The sequence below is a fragment of the Pantoea sp. B550 genome (genome assembly GCF_024158165.1).
GTDB lineage: Bacteria > Pseudomonadota > Gammaproteobacteria > Enterobacterales > Enterobacteriaceae > Pantoea > Pantoea alfalfae.
Window position 1 is genome coordinate 2396439 of sequence record NZ_JAMYXI010000003.1, and the last position, 14617, is coordinate 2411055.

The window sequence follows — 14617 nt, forward strand, 5'->3', positions numbered from 1 at the left end:
CATAAAATAATAACAGTTAAGCATAATGAATGATTTGAACCGGTGCTTATTATCCATTATTAAGTGTTTATCTGGAAAGATGCTAAGCAGTAGCCATGAATGGAACCGATTCCTTTTTTCTGGAAGTCCTTGAACTATTTCGAACTGTTGCAGCATTTTGATGCAAAATGATTGAATAAAGTCTGGAAACCGTTGTGAGGTTTTCAGCGATATTTGTGGAAAAGCTGCTTTTCTGGCAGTGATTACATGAGTGATTGATTAACGTCTGAAACAAGTGTGGGAAGATTGCATGAACAAGCATAAAGGAAGCGTCGGACAGCGTATCAGACGTATTATTGGTCGTATCCTGCTGGTGTGGCTGGGCGTATGGCTGGCGGGAATATTACTCTTTTCGTTCTTACCGGTACCGTTTTCAGCGGTGATGGCTGAACGCCAAATTAGTGCCTGGTTACACGGTGACTTTAGTTATGTCGCCCATTCTGACTGGGTCGGACATGATGAGATTTCGCCGTGGATGGGGCTGGCCGTTATTGCCTCCGAAGATCAAAAGTTTCCGGACCACTGGGGGTTCGATGTCGCGGCGATTGAATCTGTACTGGATAACAGCGATAGCCGGATGCGCGGGGCGTCCACATTGTCACAACAGACAGCCAAGAATCTGTTTCTGTGGGATGGCCGCAGCTGGGTGCGTAAAGGTCTGGAAGCGGGGCTGACAGTAGGGATTGAGACAGTCTGGACGAAGCGACGTATTCTGACCGTCTATCTCAATATTGCAGAGTTCGGGCCGGGTATCTTTGGCGTTGAGGCAGCTTCACAGCGTTATTTCCACAAGCCAGCCAGCCGGCTTACTGCAGCCGATGCTGCTTTACTGGCGGCGGTTCTGCCTAATCCTATCCGTTATCGTGCTGCTGCACCTTCAGGCTACGTCAGAGAGCGACAGCAGTGGATAATGCGTCAGATGCGCCAGCTTGGCGGTGAGGGCTTCCTGCAGCGTAATAAGCTCGACTAAGCCTTAGTCTTCATCAAAACCCGCTTCAAACAGCTCAATGACTGCTGCCAGCGCCGGGATCTCCTCCGGGCCGCTGGCTTCAATCTCTATGTGTCCGCCTTTAGCCGAGTCGAGCATCAGCAGCGCAATCACGCTGCTGGCTTCGGCTTCTGTGCCCGCTTCGTTGCGCAGCAATACTTCGGCATCGAAGCTCTGCACCAGCTCAAACAACTTCATCGCCGGACGGGCGTGCATGCCTAGCTTATTTTTGATTTCTACAGTTTGTCTGACGGTCATGATTTGCGCTTTTCCAGCGTGCGATGGCGTGACTGTACATTCTTACCGCGCGAACGGAAGTAATCCGCCAGCTGTTCTGCAATATACACTGAGCGGTGTTTGCCACCAGTACAGCCAATTGCCACGGTAAGATAGCTACGGTTATTGGTCTCCAGCATCGGCAGCCAGAGTTCAAGATAGCTGCGTGTCTGGTAGATAAAGTTGTGCACTTCAGTGTGGCGGTCAAGGAATGCCGCGACCGGACGATCGAGGCCGGTCATCGGGCGCAGCTTAGGATCCCAGTGGGGATTGGGCAGAAAGCGCACGTCAAAGACATAGTCAGCGTCAATCGGAATGCCATGCTTGAAGCCAAACGACTCAAACACCATAGTCAGCTCACGTTCACGCTTGCCCAGCAGGCGGGTACGCAGCATCTCTGCCAGCTCATGCACTGACATCTCTGAGGTGTCGATGATCAGGTCGGCACGTGAACGCAGCGGCTCCAGCAGGTCGCTCTCTTCATCAATCGCGCTCTCTAGTGACAGGTTTTTGCTGGAGAGGGGATGCAGACGGCGCGTATCGCTGTAACGACGAATCAGGGTATTGCGATCGGCGTCGAGAAACAGCAACTGAGGTGAAAATGTGTCAGGCAGATTATTCAGCGCGGTTTCAAAAATTTCCGGGGATTCAGGCATGTTACGGACGTCGATGCTGACCGCCGCCGAAATATTGCGTTCCGCCAGCGAGTTGGCTAACTCAGGCAGCAACACGACCGGCAGGTTATCAACGCAGTAGAACCCCATATCTTCCAGCGCACGGAGCGCCACTGACTTCCCCGAGCCTGAACGACCGCTAACGATCATCAGCACCATGACCTTCTCTCCCGTTTTAAAACCGGCACCGGGCCGGTAAAGACGCGTTACTGCTCTGTCTGGACTTCCGTAATAATGGCATAGAGTTCTTCATCACTCTGCGCAGCACGCAGACGACGACAAACCGTTTTATCTGCCAGACGTTTTGCCACCAGTGAAAGGGTGTGCAGGTGTGTTTTGCACTGGTCAGCCGGAACCAGCAATGCAAACAACAGATCGACCGGCTGGTTGTCGACGGCATCAAACGCAATCGGCTGCTCGAGGCTGATAAATACCCCTACCGCACGCAGTGTATCCTCTTCCAGCTTGCCGTGAGGAATGGCTATTCCGTTACCAATACCGGTACTGCCCATACGTTCGCGGGTCAGAATCGCTTCGAAAAGCGTCTGGTGCGGCAGGTTGAGCTGCTTAGCGGCCAGTTCGCTGATGATTTCCAGCGCACGTTTTTTGCTCTGGCAGTGTACGCCGCTGCGGGTGCAGTCTGGCGAAAGCACTGTGCTCAATTCCAGTGTAAGATCGTTGTTCATTATCGTTTCACTTGCGTGTTCACCAGGCCATTCACCGCCAGCGCCCTGATATGTGCGACAAACGGCGCTTGCTCAGATGACAAAACGGGGCGGATTATCCGCCCCATACTGTCGGCTCTGCGCGCCATGCGCGCGTAGCTAGCGTGAAGGTTAGTGTTTTTTCAGTTTATCTTTGTGTTTGGTCAGCTGACGGGCGAGTTTATCAATCAGCCCATCAATTGCCGCATACATATCTTCCGCTTCGGACGTGGCGTGCAGCTCGCCACCGTTCACGTGGAGTGTTGCGTCAGCCACCTGTGTGACTTTCTCAACCTTCAGGACAATATAGACCTGATTGATATGTTCAAAATAGTGTTCCAGTTTGGCAAATTTACTGTTGACGAATTCACGCAAAGGTGGCGTGATTTCAACATGTTGCCCGGTCAGGTTCAGCTGCATAGGTCTTCCTTCTCATTTCTTTCAAACCAGTTGTTTACGCTGGTTCGATGGCGGGATGGATAAAGACTCACGATATTTGGCGACGGTACGCCGTGCCACCATGATCCCCTGATCAGATAACATGGAGGTCAGTTTACTGTCGCTCAAGGGTTTGGCTGGGTTTTCCGCCGAAATTAATTTCTTCACCAGAGCCCGGATCGCGGTAGAGGAGGCTTCGCCGCCACCTTCCGTATTAACGTGGCTGGAGAAAAAGTACTTCAGTTCAAAAATGCCACGCGGGCTGTGCAGATACTTCTGCGTGGTAACACGGGAAATGGTCGATTCATGCATCTCAACGGCCTGGGCGATATCGGCCAGCACCATCGGACGCATAAATTCTTCACCCTGCTCGAAGAACGCCTGCTGCTGCTCAACGATACAGCGCGTGACTTTCAGCAGCGTGTCATTACGGCTTTCCAGACTCTTAATCAGCCAGCGCGCTTCCTGCAGATTACTGCGAATGAACTGACTGTCGCTGTCATTGCGCGTTGCGCCACCCATTGCCGCGTAGTGCTGATTAATCTTCAGACGTGGCAGGCTGTCGGCATTGAGTTCAACCGTCCAGCGGTTGCCAACCTTACGTACCAGCACGTCGGGGATAACATATTCCGGCTCGCCAGTGTTGATCGACTGACCCGGACGCGGGTCCAGTGACTGAATCAGCAGCATCGCCTCTTTCAGCACCTCTTCTTTGAGGCGCGTGACGCGCATCAGGCTGCGGAAGTCGTGATTGGCCAGCAGATCGAGATGTTCGCTGACAATCAGGCGCGCTTCAGCCAGCATCGGTGTCTCTGGTGCATACTGCGAAAGCTGAACCAGCAGACAGTCACGCAAATCGCGTGCGCCCACACCAATCGGGTCAAAACGCTGGATACGTTTCAGCACCGCCTCAACCTCATCCGCTTCAAGCTCATCGTTGCCAATGCTGTCGAGGATCTCCTCAAGCGAGACGGTGAGATATCCGGTGTCATCAATAGCATCGACGATAGACGTCGCGATTGCGCGGTCGGTATCACTGAAAGGCGTCAATTCGACCTGCCACATCAGGTAATCCTGCAGTGACTGCGTGGTTTCACCCTGATAGACAGGTAACTCATCATCCTGATAATCGGTACCCGTGCCGGAAGGGGTGCCAGCGGTGTAGATTTCATCCCAGGTGGCATCCAGCGGCAGCTCATCAGGCATCTCTTTCTGCTCAAGCGCTTCACGTGTATCCAGCGCTTCGGCTTCCGACGATTCCCGGGAGTCAATCTCATCATGCAGATCGGTCTGCTCAAGCAGTGGATTACTTTCCAGTGCAAGCTGTAACTCCTGCTGGAGTTCAAGCGTGGAGAGTTGCAGCAGACGAATCGCCTGCTGCAATTGTGGAGTCATTGCCAGCTGTTGGCTGAACCTGAGTTGTAAACCTTGCTTCATAGACAGGATGGTAGTTCCCAGGTAAACATCGGTATTAACGACACCTTATCAGAGTCTGAACTCTTCACCCAAATAAACCCGCTTAACCTGCTCATCCGCAAGAATTTCATTGGGTGTACCATGCGCAATCAGGTGGCCCTGGCTGACGATATAGGCCCGCTCACAGACCGCTAACGTTTCGCGTACGTTGTGGTCGGTAATCAAAACGCCGAGGCCGCTGTCACGCAGATGCTCAATGATCTTCTTGATGTCGATAACGGAGATAGGGTCAACCCCGGCAAAAGGTTCATCCAGCAGAATAAACTTTGGATTGGCAGCCAGCGCGCGGGCAATCTCAACACGACGTCGTTCACCACCCGACAGTGCCTGACCCATGCTGTCGCGCAGGTGCTCGATGTGAAACTCTTCCATCAGCTCACGGGCGCGATCCTGACGTTGCTCTTCGGTCAGGTCATCACGAATCTGCAGTACCGCCATCAGGTTATCGTAGACGCTGAGGCGACGGAAAATCGATGCCTCCTGCGGCAGATAGCCGATGCCACGGCGCGCACGTGCATGCAGCGGCAGGATACTGATATCTTCATCATCAATAACAATGCGGCCCGCGTCACGCGGGACAATACCTACCACCATGTAAAAGGTGGTGGTCTTACCGGCCCCGTTCGGGCCGAGCAGGCCGACAATCTCGCCGGACTTTACCTGCAGACTGACATCTTCTACCACGCGACGGCCTTTATATGCCTTCGCCAGGTTTTCTGCGATTAATGTGGCCATAGCTATCAGTTACTCTTCTTTCCGCTGTTGGACGAACCTTTATCCTGAAGTTGCGACGGCACCAGGACGGTCGTGACGCGCTTGTTCTGGCCCTGGCTGTAAGCCTGCATTTTCTGCTCTTTTACCAGGTAGGTAATACGATCACCTTTGATGTTGCTGTCCTGCTGTTCAATGAACGCATTGCCGGTCAGTTCAACGAAATCGTTAGCCAGTTCGTAGTGCAGTTTTGAGGCATGGCCCTGAACCGGCTTACCGCTGTCTTGCATCTGATAGAAAGTGGCAGGATTACCGTAGGCGTCAACGATGGTTTTCTTGCTGTCGCCGCCCGGACGGGTCACCACGACTTTGTCCGCCGTGATTTTGATAGAGCCCTGCGTCACGATGACATTGCCGGTAAAGGTCGCGACATTGCCCTGCAAATCCAGCGCCTGATTCTGCGAGTCAATATTGACGGGCTTGTCCGAGTCACCGGTCAGGGCCAGCGCCGGAACGCTGGTTGCCAGTAACATGCTGGCCAGTAAAATCTTCAGGCTATTTTTGTTCATTTTGAATTTCATAAGAGGTTTTGACCTTCTCGATTAACTCGGCGTTTTTTGTCCGTAAATTGCCGCGCATTTTCATGCCGGTGGAGTTAAAGCTGCGGCCATACAATGTCACCTGGTCATCAGAGGTAACGTCCTGAGTGACAAGATTAATCTGTGCATTATCGGTTTTGATCCGCTCAAGCTGGGAATCCTGCGTCAGCGTATTCAGCTCAACATGGCCATACAGATAAAGCATACGATCTTTGGTGAGCTTTGCTTTATCTGCGCGTAACGTCCAGGTGGGAACTTTGTTCTCATCAAAGGTGGTCATTACCGGATTGTCGAACCAGCTCAGCTCGTCATCCGAGAAATAGGTCACTTTGTCAGAGACCAGTTTATATGACAGCGCGCCCTGCGGGTTATACACCACAGTGTGAGAATCGTCACTGGTATAGGTCGGCGACTGACCATTCGTCCCGACTGGCGTGCTATCGCCATCCTGGTTGGTAAGATTCCAGCCGATCAAAACCAGTGCAATCAAGGTCAGAATCAGCGTTATCCAACGCCTGCTTTTACTCATACTGATTGCCCTTTGGCATCCTCAAATTTGTTCTGCGCCATTAAGATCAGGTCACATACTTCGCGTACTGCGCCGCGTCCACCCGCAATCCGCGTGACATACTGCGCGCGCGGCAACAGAATCGGATGTGCATCCGCTACTGCCACGCTTAATCCCACTTTCGCCATAACCGGCCAGTCGATCAGGTCGTCACCGATATAGGCGACCTGCTCATCAGAGAGAGACAGTTTATCCAGAAGTTCACGATAGGCCAAAAGCTTATCGGATTGTCCCTGATAAAGATGACGGATGCCGAGCGTTTTGCAGCGATCTTCCATCAGACGGGCATTGCGGCCGGTAATAATAGCCACTTCCACATCGGCGGTCAGTAAACAGCGTACACCGTAACCATCCCGCACGTTGAAGGCTTTCAGCTCTTCGCCATTGTTCCCCATGTAGATCACCCCGTCGGACATGACGCCATCGACGTCGCAGATCAGCAGACGAATGTTGCTGGCGCACGCCATGACGTCAGCACTGACCGGTCCATAGCAGGTGTCAATCGTGGGAATTGCCTGTTGCATTTTCTTTTCCTGTTCAGACTACGCCAGCGCGCAGCATGTCATGCATATGTACCACACCGAGCAGATGATCGTCATCGGCCACCAGAATCGAGGTAATGTTTTTGGTCTGCATCAGGTTCAGGGCTTCAACCGCCAGCATATTTGGCCGGACGCGGATGCCACCTGGCGTCATCACTTCCCCGATAGTGGCGCGCTGAAAATCGATGCCCATATCAAAGATGCGGCGCAGGTCACCATCGGTAAAGATACCTTCAATTTTCATCAAACCGTCGACAATGACCGTCAGTCCCAGATTTTTGCGGGTAATTTCCAGCAGCGCATCACGTAGTGAGGCGTCACGGGTGACGTGCGGCAGCTCATCGCCGCTGTGCATGATATCGGATACATGCAGCAGTAGTTTGCGGCCCAGCGCTCCGCCAGGATGGGAGAGGGCGAAATCTTCCGCCGTGAATCCACGCGCTTCAAGTAACGAAACCGCCAGCGCGTCGCCCATCACCAGTGTGGCTGTGGTGCTGGTGGTTGGCGCAAGGCCTAACGGGCAGGCTTCCTGGGGAACATGGACACACAGATGCACATCGGCAACCCGGCCCATCGCGCTGTCAGGCCGTCCGGTTATGCAGATCAGCGCAATATGCTGGCGTTTTAACACCGGAATCAGCGCGAGGATTTCGTTCGACTCACCGCTGTTGGAGATGGCGATCACGACATCATTTTTGCTCACCATGCCCAGGTCGCCATGGCTGGCTTCGGCCGGATGAACAAAAAACGCTGGCGTGCCGGTACTGGCAAAGGTCGCCGCCATTTTTTTGCCGATATGACCAGACTTGCCCATGCCCATCACCACCACTTTCCCCTGGCAGGCGTAGATCAGGGCGCAGGCGCGGGCGAAATCGTCATTAATATATTGATCGAGCTGTTCCAGTCCTTCACGCTCAATGCGCAGGACGTTTTTTCCCGCCTGCTGAAAATCAAAAGCTGTTGGTTGCTGATATGACATAGTGAGTCTGTCCTTGTTAGCCGTCCATGAATGCCGGCTGCATCCACAGCAGCGTCACCCAGACGAAGAAACCACAGAGTAAAATCAGGCCGGCGATGCGGCCAACGCGTCGGCGACGCAGCAGGCAGAGCAGGGCAAACAGCACGCTGACCCCCAGCATCACCCAGTAATCACGGGCAAAGGCGTGATAGTCGATACTGCCGGGGTGAATCAGCGCCGGCAGGCCCAGCACGATAGCAATATTATAAATGTTGGCGCCGATCAGGTTGCCGATCGCGATATCATCTTCACCTTTCAGTGCCCCGGCAATCACCGTCGCCAGCTCGGGCAGGCTGGTGCCCACGGCGATAAGCGTCAGGCCCATCACCAGTTCGCTGACGCCAAAGTAGTCGGCAAAGGCGGTGGCATTGTCGATCACCATCCGGGTCGACATCGGCAGGATAATCAGCGCGACGGCCAGCCAGAGGAAGGCCACCGTATTTCCGCTCTCTTCGCGGGGCAGCTCGGCCAGCTGCTCGCGCGTCAGGGTGTCGTTGTTGTCCCGTTCTGCTTTACGCGCAATGCGAATCACCACCATCAGATAAATAGCGGCGATGGCGATCAAGCCAATTCCATCCAGTCGACTAAGCTGATTGTCAAACAGCATGAATCCGCTGAGCAGGGTAACCAGCAACATCAACGGCAGTTCACGACGTATCAGATTAGAATGAACGCTGAGTGGATGCATTAGCGCAGCGGCACCGAGAATGAGTAAAATGTTGGTAATATTCGAGCCAAGCGCGGTACCAACAGCCAGATCCATCTGGCCATGCTGGGCCGCAGAAAAGGAGAGGATCATTTCTGGCAGCGAGGTGCCTATGCTGACAACGGTCATGCCAATGATCAGTGGCGGGATGCCAAATGATCGACACAATATAGAGGCGCTAAACACCAGACGATCGGCACCATATGCCAGTAAAAGCAAACCGATAATCAGCAGTGCAGAAGCTACGAACATGAAAAATCCTTGCGTAAAAACCCAGGCCGGCAATGCCTTTCCCGACCGGTTTAAGGTTCTGTTTGGCGAGACAGCCGCTGATTTTGACCGTCTGAACGGCAAAAGTAAATTTAATGACCATTTTCGCCAAATCTTAGCGGTAAGTTTCTGTAAAGCTATCGTGAATCAGGACCGAACAGGCTACCATCGTACCCCATGTTTACGCCCGATCCTTACAAGAGGTAATAATGATCCAGCAGCAAACGAATCTGGTTGAGGTTCGTGGCGTGAGTTTTTCGCGCGGAGATCGCACCATCTTCGACGACATTTCGCTGACCGTGCCAAAAGGCAAAGTGACGGCGATAATGGGACCGTCGGGAATAGGAAAAACCACTCTGCTACGCTTGATTGGGGGGCAACTTCAGCCAACTAGCGGGGAAATCTTTTTCCGTGGCGAAAACATTCCGTCATTGTCTCGCGCTAAATTGTACGAAGCGCGCAAAAAGATGAGCATGCTGTTCCAGTCTGGCGCGCTATTTACTGACTTAACGGTCTATGAAAATGTCGCCTGGCCGCTGCGCGAACATACCCGTCTTCCCGCACCTATTCTGCACAGCACGGTATTAATGAAGCTGGAAGCCGTGGGTCTGCGTGGTGCAGCTCAACTTAAACCGGCTGAGCTGTCGGGCGGAATGGCGCGTCGTGTGGCGCTGGCGCGCGCGATTGCCCTTGAACCGGAGCTGATCATGTTCGACGAACCCTTTGTCGGTCAGGATCCCATTACTATGGGCGTGCTGGTAAAATTGATCGACGAACTTAACCATGCTCTGGGCCTGACCTGTATTGTGGTCTCGCACGACGTACCGGAAGTACTGAGTATCGCGGACTATGCCTATATCGTGGCCGGACAAAAAATTATCGCACACGGCACCACACCGGAACTGCGAGAGAATAATGACCCGCGCGTCCGCCAGTTTATTGATGGCGATGCGGATGGTCCGGTTCCCTTCCGTTTTCCTGCCGGCGACTATCTCTCTGATTTAACCGGCTCAGGGAGTAACTAAACAGATGGTCTTGAAGGCGCTGGCGTCATTCGGTCGTCAGGGAATTGAAACGTGCGCCAGTTTTGGACGCGCAGGATTAATGCTGTTTCACGCGCTGGTAGGAAAACCCGCGTTTCGCAGACATTCGCCGCTACTGATTAAACAGCTCTATAGTGTTGGCGTGTTGTCGTTACTGATTATTGTGGTGTCTGGCCTGTTTATCGGCATGGTACTCGGACTTCAGGGTTATCTGGTACTCACCACATACGGTGCTGAAACCAGTCTGGGTATGCTGGTGGCGCTGTCGTTGCTGCGTGAGCTGGGGCCGGTCGTGACCGCGCTGCTGTTTGCCGGACGGGCAGGCTCGGCGCTCACGGCTGAAATCGGTCTGATGAAAGCCACTGAACAGCTCTCCAGCATGGAGATGATGGCGGTGGATCCGTTGCGTCGCGTTGTTTCGCCGCGCTTCTGGGCCGGTTTTATTAGCATGCCGCTACTCGCACTGATCTTTACTGCCGTTGGCATCGCTGGCGGTGCACTGGTTGGCGTGAGCTGGAAGGGAATCGATCCTGGTTTCTTCTGGTCAGCCATGCAGAACGCGGTCGATTTCCGCACCGACGTTGTTAACTGCATCATCAAAAGCACCGTCTTTGCCGTGACGGTTACCTGGATTGCTCTTTTTAATGGCTATGACGCGATTCCCACTTCTGAAGGGATCAGTCGCGCGACAACGCGTACCGTAGTACATGCTTCACTGGCGGTGCTCGGGTTGGATTTTGTGCTGACAGCACTGATGTTTGGGAATTGATGCAATGCAAAGCAAAAAAAGCGAAATCTGGGTTGGCATTTTTATGATTATGGCGTTGATCGCCGCATTGTTTCTCTGTCTGCGCGTCGCCGATTTAAAGTCGATGGGCACAGAGCCAACGTGGAAACTTTACGCCACGTTTGACAATATCGGCGGCCTGAAAGCCAGTTCGCCGGTCAAAATTGGCGGTGTAGTGATTGGCCGGGTAACGGACATTGAGCTTGAATCGAAAACGCTGCTGCCACGTGTCACGATGGAGATCAGCGATCAGTATGCGAATAAAATTTCAGACACCAGCTCGCTGGCGATACGCACGCAGGGACTGCTGGGTGAGCAGTTTCTGGCGCTCAACTTAGGCTTTGACGATCCTGAACTCGGTTCGGCGATGCTGAAAGATGGCGATACGCTACGCGATACCAAGTCAGCCATGGTGCTTGAAGACCTGATTGGCCAGTTCCTTTACAAGAGCGGCGATAACAAACAAAACAGTGACAACAAGGATGCGCAGGAAGGCGACAGTGCTGCGCCTGCGGCACCGGCTCAACCTTAAAGAAGAGGGTATACCATGTTTAAACGTTTACTGATGATTGCCATGCTGGTGGTTGCCGTACCGCTAACGGCGACAGCGGCCGATCAAAGCAATCCCTACAAGCTGATGAACGAAGCGGCGGAAAAGACCTTTACCCGTCTTAAAAATGAGCAGCCTAAAATCAAGCAGGATCCAAACTACCTGCGTCAGATTGTGCGTCAGGAGCTGCTGCCCTATGTACAGATCAAATATGCGGGCGCGTTAGTGTTGGGCCGCTACTATCGTGATTCGACCCCGGCGCAGCGTGAAGCCTACTTCAGCGCCTTTGGTGACTATCTGGCACAGGCTTATGGTCAGGCTCTGGCACTCTACAACGGTCAGAGCTACCAGATTCAGCCTGAGCAGCCATTGGGCGATGCTCAGATTGTCGCCATTCGGGTCTCCATTATCGATCCAAATGGTCGCCCACCGGTTCGCCTCGACTTCCAGTGGCGTAAAAACAGCCAGAGCGGTAACTGGCAGGCTTATGACATGATCGCTGAAGGCGTCAGCATGATCACCACCAAACAAAATGAGTGGAGCGATCTGTTGCGTACTAAAGGTATCGATGGTCTGACAGCGCAACTGAAATCCTCTGCGGCACAGCCCATCACGCTGGATAAACAAAAATAATGCACGAATCGTTACGCTGGGAGCGGGAAGCCAGCACGCTATTGCTGAAAGGCGAACTGGATCGCGACACGTTAATGAGCCTGTGGCAGCAACGTGAGACGCTGATTAAAGATGTCGATACCATCGATGTCGCGGCGCTGGAGCGTGTGGACTCTTCCGGACTTGCCCTGCTGGTGCACCTGCGGGAAATCGCACGGGCACAGGGTATTACCCCTCGCTTTACGGGCATCAGCGACAAACTGCATTCGCTGATTACGCTTTACAATCTGCAACAGATTATTGTTTCTGCGGATAAAAGCGCCTGATTTCCGGTTGTTATGCTAAGCCCCTGTTTTCAACAGGGGCTTTTGCGTATTTAAGAGTCAGCCGCTTTCCTCTACTATGTCAGCCTTATTATTATTAAGTGAAGTTAAGCCCAATGGAAAACAGTGAAATTCAGGCCGTGCTGATGGCAGCATTGCCTTTAGACGAAGTGCACGTGATGAGCAATGATGGCAGCCATTTTCAGGTGATCGCCGTAGGCGAACTGTTTGGCGAACTGAGCCGCGTCAAAAAGCAGCAGGCTGTCTACGCGCCGCTGATGGAATTTATTGCGGATAACCGCATTCATGCTGTCTCTATCAAAACCTATACTCCCGCTGAATGGGCGCGTGACCGTAAACTCAACGGTTTCTGATCCCCAGCGTGGTGAACTCGTCGCTGGCGAGTCCAATCTTTAGCTAGTTAATTGAGAGCCGTGTTAATGGACAAATTTCGTGTGCAAGGCCCCACCCGCTTAAGTGGTGAAGTAACCATTTCCGGGGCGAAGAACGCCGCGCTTCCTATTCTGTTTGCTGCCCTGCTGGCTGAAGAGCCGGTTGAGATCCAGAATGTGCCAAAGCTGCGCGACATTGATACCACCATGAAGCTGCTGAGCCAGCTGGGTGCGAAGGTGGAACGCAACGGTTCTGTGCATGTCGATGCCAGCGCGGTAGATGTATTCTGTGCGCCTTACGATCTGGTCAAAACCATGCGTGCCTCAATCTGGGCGCTGGGTCCACTGGTGGCACGTTTTGGTCAGGGTCAGGTTTCCCTGCCGGGTGGCTGCGCGATTGGCGCGCGCCCGGTTGACCTGCACATTACCGGTCTGGAACAGCTGGGTGCCGAGATCAAGCTGGAAGAGGGCTATGTTAAAGCGTCAGTCAATGGCCGCCTGAAGGGCGCGCTGATTGTCATGGACAAAATCAGCGTTGGCGCAACCGTGACCATCATGAGTGCTGCAACGCTGGCGACTGGTACTACCGTAATCGAGAATGCGGCGCGTGAACCGGAAATTGTCGATACAGCCAACTTCCTTAATACCCTGGGCGCTAAAATCAGTGGTGCAGGCAGCGACAAAATTACTATCGAAGGCGTAGAGCGTCTGGGTGGCGGTGTCTATACCGTCCTGCCCGATCGTATCGAAACCGGTACTTTCCTGGTGGCTGCCGCTATTTCAGGCGGTAAAGTAATGTGTCATAAAACTCAGCCCGATACGCTGGATGCAGTGCTGGCGAAGTTGCGTGATGCGGGTGCCGATATCGAAACCGGTGAAGACTGGATCAGTCTGGATATGCATGGCAAGCGACCAAAAGCGGTCAATGTGCGCACCGCACCGCATCCGGGTTTCCCGACCGATATGCAGGCGCAGTTCACTCTGTTAAATATGGTTGCGGAAGGCACAGGCGTGATTACCGAAACCATTTTTGAAAACCGTTTCATGCATATTCCGGAACTGATTCGTATGGGCGGACATGCTGAGATTGAGAGCAACACAGCGATCTGTCACGGGGTTGAAACCCTTTCAGGTGCGCAGGTGATGGCGACCGATTTGCGTGCGTCTGCCAGCCTGGTTCTGGCAGGTTGCATTGCGGAAGGAACGACGTTCGTTGATCGCATTTATCATATTGATCGTGGCTATGAGCACATCGAAGATAAGCTGAAAGCGATGGGCGCGAACATCGAGCGCGTCAGCGAAGAGTAGTTCTGCAGATGCGCTGAAATAGCCAGCCCCCGCGGGGGCTGGTTTTTTTTCGCCTGAGGATCGCCTGAGATCTCAGGCATTATCCGTCTGATCGGCAGGCGTCCGGATACGTTTTCTGCGATCCAGCAGACAGTTTGTATCGGGATCGTAATAGCGGCTGGGCCAGATCTCACTGGGATGAACCTTAATCGCGTCGGCAATCAGCCATTCGCCTTTGGGCCAGGGACGCGTCAGTGCATTAGCCAGCGTTGATGAACTCAGGCCTGCTGCGCGTGACAGCGCCGCCAGTGTCATACCACGCTTATGCAGCGCCGCGATAATGTCAGCCGGGTGCCAGTCTTCCTTTCTTTCTTGCATAACCTGTTCTCCTTTTCCTTGTCATTGCATCGTCCAGCGAGATGCTGGTTTTCCTTTTACCATTATCTGGAAATAGTCAGAATTTTATAGCAAATGTTTCCTGATAATTTCCAGTAATATTTGGATCCAGCTTCTGGTCTGTGTCGTGGCACGCAACAGGAGTGCAATAGCTAATAGGGAACAAAAAGAAGTGAGAGCAGGGTCGTAAAAACGGAGCCCGGCAGGCTCCGTGAGGG

Annotated in this window: 21 protein-coding genes; 9 read left to right on the forward strand and 12 right to left on the reverse strand. The window is 53.2% G+C overall.

Annotation, left to right across the window (positions count from 1 at the left end; translation table 11 throughout):
- Positions 1 to 289 precede the first annotated feature (289 nt).
- Positions 290 to 1009, forward strand: coding sequence for a monofunctional biosynthetic peptidoglycan transglycosylase (gene mtgA / locus NIM72_RS14125; RefSeq protein ID WP_161731784.1), 720 nt, complete (start codon positions 290 to 292; stop codon positions 1007 to 1009).
- Positions 1010 to 1012: 3 nt separating this feature from the next.
- Here mtgA and npr read toward each other — a convergent pair whose 3' ends face one another.
- From npr to NIM72_RS14180, 11 genes are all read right to left on the reverse strand, one after another.
- Complete coding sequence (npr, locus tag NIM72_RS14130; RefSeq protein ID WP_010251923.1) at positions 1013 to 1285, reverse strand: PTS phosphocarrier protein NPr; 273 nt, start codon at positions 1283 to 1285, stop codon at positions 1013 to 1015.
- Positions 1282 to 2136, reverse strand: a complete 855-nt coding sequence (rapZ, locus tag NIM72_RS14135; protein ID WP_010251920.1) for an RNase adapter RapZ — start codon at positions 2134 to 2136, stop codon at positions 1282 to 1284. The genes npr and rapZ overlap by 4 nt, the downstream gene beginning before the upstream one ends.
- A 47-nt stretch (positions 2137 to 2183) precedes the next feature.
- On the reverse strand, positions 2184 to 2663 hold the full coding sequence (ptsN, locus tag NIM72_RS14140; RefSeq protein WP_013359876.1) for a PTS IIA-like nitrogen regulatory protein PtsN: 480 nt from the start codon (positions 2661 to 2663) through the stop codon (positions 2184 to 2186).
- A 150-nt stretch (positions 2664 to 2813) separates the two neighbouring features.
- Entirely contained in the window at positions 2814 to 3101 is a 288-nt protein-coding gene (gene hpf, locus NIM72_RS14145) for a ribosome hibernation promoting factor (protein WP_161731786.1), read from the reverse strand.
- A gap of 21 nt (positions 3102 to 3122) precedes the next feature.
- On the reverse strand, positions 3123 to 4556 hold the full coding sequence (rpoN, locus tag NIM72_RS14150) for an RNA polymerase factor sigma-54 (RefSeq protein ID WP_161731788.1): 1434 nt from the start codon (positions 4554 to 4556) through the stop codon (positions 3123 to 3125).
- A gap of 48 nt (positions 4557 to 4604) precedes the next feature.
- Positions 4605 to 5330, reverse strand: a complete 726-nt coding sequence (gene lptB, locus NIM72_RS14155; RefSeq protein ID WP_009092467.1) for an LPS export ABC transporter ATP-binding protein — start codon at positions 5328 to 5330, stop codon at positions 4605 to 4607.
- A gap of 5 nt (positions 5331 to 5335) precedes the next feature.
- The gene (gene lptA, locus NIM72_RS14160) at positions 5336 to 5887 is read right to left on the reverse strand and encodes a lipopolysaccharide ABC transporter substrate-binding protein LptA (RefSeq protein ID WP_033731276.1); all 552 of its coding nucleotides are present in this window, start codon (positions 5885 to 5887) and stop codon (positions 5336 to 5338) included.
- On the reverse strand, positions 5862 to 6434 hold the full coding sequence (lptC, locus tag NIM72_RS14165) for an LPS export ABC transporter periplasmic protein LptC (RefSeq protein ID WP_161731790.1): 573 nt from the start codon (positions 6432 to 6434) through the stop codon (positions 5862 to 5864). The genes lptA and lptC overlap by 26 nt, the downstream gene beginning before the upstream one ends.
- Positions 6431 to 6997 (reverse strand): 3-deoxy-manno-octulosonate-8-phosphatase KdsC, encoded by a 567-nt coding sequence (kdsC, locus tag NIM72_RS14170; RefSeq protein WP_253420823.1) that lies wholly within the window; start codon positions 6995 to 6997, stop codon positions 6431 to 6433. The genes lptC and kdsC overlap by 4 nt, the downstream gene beginning before the upstream one ends.
- 13 nt (positions 6998 to 7010) lie before the next feature.
- Positions 7011 to 7994, reverse strand: coding sequence for an arabinose-5-phosphate isomerase KdsD (gene kdsD / locus NIM72_RS14175; protein ID WP_161731794.1), 984 nt, complete (start codon positions 7992 to 7994; stop codon positions 7011 to 7013).
- 16 nt (positions 7995 to 8010) lie between these two features.
- Positions 8011 to 8991, reverse strand: a complete 981-nt coding sequence (locus NIM72_RS14180) for a calcium/sodium antiporter (protein WP_033731280.1) — start codon at positions 8989 to 8991, stop codon at positions 8011 to 8013.
- Between NIM72_RS14180 and NIM72_RS14185 the strand changes: the two genes are divergently transcribed.
- The 8 genes from NIM72_RS14185 (at position 8990) to murA (ending at position 14024) form a co-directional block, all read left to right on the forward strand.
- On the forward strand, positions 8990 to 9247 hold the full coding sequence (locus NIM72_RS14185; RefSeq protein WP_161731798.1) for a hypothetical protein: 258 nt from the start codon (positions 8990 to 8992) through the stop codon (positions 9245 to 9247). The two genes, NIM72_RS14180 and NIM72_RS14185, sit on opposite strands and share 2 nt — an antisense overlap.
- Positions 9219 to 10034, forward strand: coding sequence for a phospholipid ABC transporter ATP-binding protein MlaF (mlaF, locus tag NIM72_RS14190; protein WP_253420826.1), 816 nt, complete (start codon positions 9219 to 9221; stop codon positions 10032 to 10034). The genes NIM72_RS14185 and mlaF overlap by 29 nt, the downstream gene beginning before the upstream one ends.
- A 4-nt stretch (positions 10035 to 10038) precedes the next feature.
- A complete protein-coding gene (gene mlaE, locus NIM72_RS14195) occupies positions 10039 to 10821 on the forward strand; it encodes a lipid asymmetry maintenance ABC transporter permease subunit MlaE (RefSeq protein WP_161731800.1) in 783 nt (260 codons plus the stop codon).
- Between the two features lie 4 nt (positions 10822 to 10825).
- Positions 10826 to 11371 carry an outer membrane lipid asymmetry maintenance protein MlaD gene (gene mlaD, locus NIM72_RS14200; protein WP_161731802.1) on the forward strand — a complete coding sequence of 182 codons (546 nt, stop codon included), beginning with the start codon at positions 10826 to 10828 and terminating at the stop codon, positions 11369 to 11371.
- A gap of 15 nt (positions 11372 to 11386) precedes the next feature.
- Entirely contained in the window at positions 11387 to 12022 is a 636-nt protein-coding gene (mlaC, locus tag NIM72_RS14205) for a phospholipid-binding protein MlaC (RefSeq protein ID WP_161731804.1), read from the forward strand.
- Positions 12022 to 12327, forward strand: a complete 306-nt coding sequence (mlaB, locus tag NIM72_RS14210; protein ID WP_010251883.1) for a lipid asymmetry maintenance protein MlaB — start codon at positions 12022 to 12024, stop codon at positions 12325 to 12327. Before mlaC ends, mlaB begins: the two co-directional genes overlap by 1 nt.
- A 113-nt stretch (positions 12328 to 12440) precedes the next feature.
- Positions 12441 to 12698 carry a BolA family iron metabolism protein IbaG gene (gene ibaG / locus NIM72_RS14215; RefSeq protein WP_010251880.1) on the forward strand — a complete coding sequence of 86 codons (258 nt, stop codon included), beginning with the start codon at positions 12441 to 12443 and terminating at the stop codon, positions 12696 to 12698.
- Between the two features lie 66 nt (positions 12699 to 12764).
- Positions 12765 to 14024 carry a UDP-N-acetylglucosamine 1-carboxyvinyltransferase gene (gene murA / locus NIM72_RS14220; RefSeq protein ID WP_161731806.1) on the forward strand — a complete coding sequence of 420 codons (1260 nt, stop codon included), beginning with the start codon at positions 12765 to 12767 and terminating at the stop codon, positions 14022 to 14024.
- A 72-nt stretch (positions 14025 to 14096) separates the two neighbouring features.
- On the opposite strand, the gene NIM72_RS14225 is transcribed toward murA, so the two are convergent.
- The gene (locus NIM72_RS14225; protein WP_161731808.1) at positions 14097 to 14381 is read right to left on the reverse strand and encodes a helix-turn-helix transcriptional regulator; all 285 of its coding nucleotides are present in this window, start codon (positions 14379 to 14381) and stop codon (positions 14097 to 14099) included.
- Positions 14382 to 14617 lie beyond the last annotated feature (236 nt).